Annotated in this window: 3 protein-coding genes; all 3 read left to right on the top strand. The window is 52.5% G+C overall.

Translation table 11 applies throughout. The annotated features are described in order from the left end of the window. A partial coding sequence (locus Q5Y71_RS16540; RefSeq protein ID WP_306043185.1) for a hypothetical protein occupies positions 1-1,852 on the top strand: 1,852 nt, incomplete at its 5' end. A gap of 72 nt (positions 1,853-1,924) precedes the next feature. Further along, a complete protein-coding gene (locus Q5Y71_RS16535) occupies positions 1,925-2,683 on the top strand; it encodes a hypothetical protein (RefSeq protein WP_306043184.1) in 759 nt (252 codons plus the stop codon). 16 nt (positions 2,684-2,699) lie between these two features. Continuing rightward, the gene (locus Q5Y71_RS16530; RefSeq protein WP_306043183.1) at positions 2,700-2,918 is read left to right on the top strand and encodes a hypothetical protein; all 219 of its coding nucleotides are present in this window, start codon (positions 2,700-2,702) and stop codon (positions 2,916-2,918) included. The last annotated feature ends 111 nt before the right edge of the window (positions 2,919-3,029 follow it).

Here is a 3,029-nt window from a genome sequence, read left to right as displayed (position 1 = left end):
AGCATTCAATCGGGGAGCTACAAAGCTCGCTGATTTTCTGACCACTGATCAGATTAACGCAGTCGCCGATATTCTGGGCTCCGAGTTCCGCGTCCCTTCTATCACTGAGACATTATCACCCGCAACGAGTGGCAATTTTATGCAGCCGGGCCTTGCCAGAGATGCTGTGCGCAGTGCCGGCGAGGTTGTGCCTGCAGCCGTGTCTTCTGGTGTTGGGCTCAGAGCTGCAGCAAGCCAATTGCCAAGATTTACTGCAGCATCCGAGTCTGCAGGACAGGGGGTCGCGCGGCAGCTCGGCTCAACAACTGCCGCGCAAGACTTGAAGACGGGGGCAGCTTCTGGTGCGGGAATGGAGCTGGGCGGCGAAGTCGGCGAGCAGGCAGGGGGCGAGACTGGCCGGCAAGTTGGAGAGCTGGCCGGGTCAATGCTTGCGCCTGCAGCTTCTGGTATCGCAAAGGCTGCCATCCCTGAAGCGGCCAGAAAGGTTTTCGTGGGTAGCACGCCCAAGGCTTCCATAAAGTCAACTATTGAAGATTTCAAAGAAACCGGATCGAGTCCAACGGTAGCGCAGGCAACAAACCGCCCAGGCCTGCAGGCTGCAGAAAATCTCTCTTCCCAGTTCCTGGGAGGCGGACGCATACAAAGAGCGCACGAGCAAGTGGCGGAAAACATAAAGAAACGACTTGAGCGGATTGCTGATGATGTAAGCTTGAGATCTGGGTCCGATAAAGCTGGCAGCACCATCCAGCAAGGCATATCAGGCCCTGGCGGATTTGTGGATAGATTCCAAGCAAAATCGGCCAACCTATGGACTAGAGTTGACCAGCATATCGGGGCGGAGACGCCGGTCACTACAGATAACACAAAATCCGCTGTAGGTAGGCTGGTTAGAGAGGATGCTTTCGGCGAGGTACTAAACAATCCATTGCTTGTCAAAATCAACCAGATTTTGCAGGGCGTTGACTCAGTAGACTATCAAACCTTAAAAGAATTTAGGTCAATCATTGGACGCAAAATAAGCGGAAACGATTTAATCTCTGATATTCCGCGCGCAGAGTTGAAGCAGGTGTACGGGGCTATCACCGAGGACATTAAAGCAGCCGCTAGTGCTGCAGGCCCACAGGGCCTCGCCAGCTTCAATAGGGCAAGTAATTTCACACGTTCAGGTCACGCGCGACTCGATGGGTTTGTGGAGCGTATATTAAAGAAAGCCGACCCTTACAAAATATTCGAGGCTGTAACAAAGGGTGGCGAGGGAGTCGCAACAATAAACTCATTCAAGCGCAGCTTGACTAAAAGCGAGTGGAACGTTGTGGTCTCCAACGTGGTTCGCAAGATGGGTAAAGCAAACCCTGGACAACAGGGCTCGGAGGGGGAGATATTCTCGGTCAATAAGTTCCTGACTGACTGGAATCGACTTGGCCCCGCCAAAAGAGCGTTATTTGGCGGTACAGAGGCGTTAAACCGGTACAGAACTAACCTCGACAAGATCGCACGTCAAGCCGAGAGGATAAAGTTCTCAAACAGGGAGGGTGCAAACCCAAGCGGCAGCGGTCAGGCTATTGCCAATACGGGTGCAATTGTGAGCGCGGCCACTGCCACAGTGCTAGGCCACCCGCAAGCCATAGGCGGACTACTTGCCACGGTTGCAATAAACAATGGTAGCGCCCGCCTAATGACAAACAAAAGATTTGTGCAGTGGCTGGCAGAGAGCGCCGAGATTCCAAGCTCCGCGCGACCTGAGCACATGCTTAAACTTGCCGCACTGACCAAGGGGATGACGCTCGACGATGCGGCGGCTGTTCACGCATTCTTAAGCGAGGTTGAGGAGCCCCAGGGCGAGGAGAGTTAAGCGCCCAGAAAAAAAGACAAACCGTTTAATTCTGCCCGCCTAGTGCGGGCTTTTTGGTTTTAGGAGGGCCAAATGGCCGCTGTACTATTTCACGAACCGGTTTTTAGCACGAAAGTCGAGCCGGGGGACAAGTTGTATTTTTATGAGACGTACACCACGGAACCGCTCACGGTTTACCTAAACCCAGGGCCGGGCGAAGCAGCCCCGCATCCGCTTATTGCAGACGCTGCGGGACGATTCCCGGCAATCTATCTCAGCACGACGGAAAGCGCCCCGAAGGTAGTGCTGACCGACGCTGACGACGTGCAGAAGTGGACCATTGAGGAATACCCCCTACAAGATTCCGACCAGTTTATTGATAAGGTTTACGAGCTGGAATACCGCGTTGAGGACTTGGATGGTGAGTTGATTTTTCTGCGCGACGACATTGACCGGCTTGAACAGAACGATGCAGAGCACACCGACAGGTTGGACGGCGTGGAGGAACGTCTTGACTCCCTGGAGGGTGTTTCTCTGCCCACTGGCCCTGTAGCTGCCGGATACTTTACCGGTGGATCATCCCCGACCTACAAGCAGAAATACGGCGTTACCGGCTCTGTAAACCGCACTGGCACGGGCACCTATGTAATCACTTTTGCTACACCGCGATCCAGTGCCAATTATATCGTGGTGGCCAGTGCTGGCCCGTCATCAAGTAGCTTTCCGCTGGAATGCCTGGTTAAAACCAAGCGGACTTCTTCATTCACGATAGAAACCTGGTACCTGACCGGGGGTGCCTCGAGGGCGAAGGCAGACCGCGAGGTTAATTTTATTGTTTACGATTTTGCTTAATGAGGATTTTAAAGATATGGCAAACGGTGTATTCAACATAGTAAAGGGCCGCGTCAACGCGTACACAGAAAGCGTGGCAGGGGGAGCCCAGGAAAATGCCGACCTGATGATGGTAAGGTTTATTTCCGATTTGGCGCTATATTCTTTTGTCGTGCTTATCCAGAGACTGTGGAAGTCCCTTGGAATGATTACAAGCTATTACAACACTGCTGACAAAGGTAAATACTGCCATTAATATAAAGAGGCTGCAGGGGGCTTATTTAAGGGCTTTGCTTTTATATGGCAAAAAGCGCTTCCCGGTTTATCAGCAACACAATCTCCTAACTATATAATTTCAAAACAAGAC

It is taken from the genome of Microbulbifer sp. 2205BS26-8, from assembly GCF_030731025.1.
GTDB lineage: Bacteria > Pseudomonadota > Gammaproteobacteria > Pseudomonadales > Cellvibrionaceae > Microbulbifer > Microbulbifer spongiae.
The sequence above is the reverse complement of the archived record's forward strand: the minus strand, read 5'-3'. Positions and strand labels throughout refer to the sequence as shown.